The sequence below is a fragment of the Staphylococcus pasteuri genome, assembly GCF_030547725.1.
In the GTDB taxonomy this organism is placed as follows: Bacteria; Bacillota; Bacilli; order Staphylococcales; family Staphylococcaceae; genus Staphylococcus; species Staphylococcus pasteuri.
This window is the reverse complement of the sequence record NZ_JAUOQO010000234.1, coordinates 1-287: the sequence shown is the minus strand read 5'-3', so window position 1 is coordinate 287 and position 287 is coordinate 1. Positions and strand designations below refer to the sequence as shown.

Sequence of the window (287 nt, the reverse complement as noted above, 5' to 3'; positions counted from 1 at the left end):
ACCTAGTGCTGACTCTATTCATCAGCTACTCGGTAAAGGTGCTGAGGTAGTGAATGATCACATTGCAGTGCGTACCTTTAATTTACCTAATACCGGTGTTGATGCCTTTGCTAAGCATTTAATCGCTATGGGTTATCGAAAGGGTGGGGAATATCATTTTGCCAATAAACACTTGGATGCTGCACATTTTGAACACGATGACCCCACTGTTCCAAAGGTGTTTATTAGTGAGCTGCAGGTAGAAAGTTTGCCGCCAGAGTCTCAAGCGATTGTTCAAGGCTTAGCTG

At 43.9% G+C, this 287-nt stretch carries 1 protein-coding gene; it reads left to right on the top strand.

The window, feature by feature from the left end; translation table 11 throughout:
• Positions 1-49: 49 nt before the first annotated feature.
• Positions 50-287 (top strand): 2-oxoadipate dioxygenase/decarboxylase family protein (locus Q4528_RS13505; RefSeq protein ID WP_303522041.1); only part of this gene is annotated, 238 nt, incomplete at its 3' end.